The organism is Cobetia sp. SIMBA_158 (assembly GCF_046566945.1).
Taxonomy (GTDB): Bacteria; Pseudomonadota; Gammaproteobacteria; order Pseudomonadales; family Halomonadaceae; genus Cobetia; species Cobetia amphilecti.
In genome coordinates, this window is the sequence record NZ_JAWJYL010000356.1 from 1 (window position 1) to 273 (window position 273).

At 41.8% G+C, this 273-nt stretch carries 1 protein-coding gene; it reads left to right on the forward strand.

Features of this window, described 5'->3' with window-relative positions:
- Window positions 1–273 (forward strand): TonB-dependent receptor plug domain-containing protein (locus R2R70_RS20265; protein ID WP_410978938.1); only part of this gene is annotated, 273 nt, incomplete at both ends.

Sequence of the window (273 nt, forward strand, 5' to 3'; positions counted from 1 at the left end):
TCTCAACTCAGCCATCTGCTGCTGGTATAAGCCTTGGTGCTTCAAGTAATAATGGTTCAGGTGGCTCTGCAACTGTTAACTTACGTGGCATGGGGTCACAACGTACCCTAGTGTTATTAAATGGTCGTCGTATGGTTTCTTCTGGAACCGGTGCAGACTCTTCAGTTGATTTAAATACCATTCCTGTTGCAATGATCAAATCAATTGAAATCTTAAAAGATGGTGCATCAGCTGTGTATGGATCTGATGCAATTGCTGGTGTTGTTAACATTA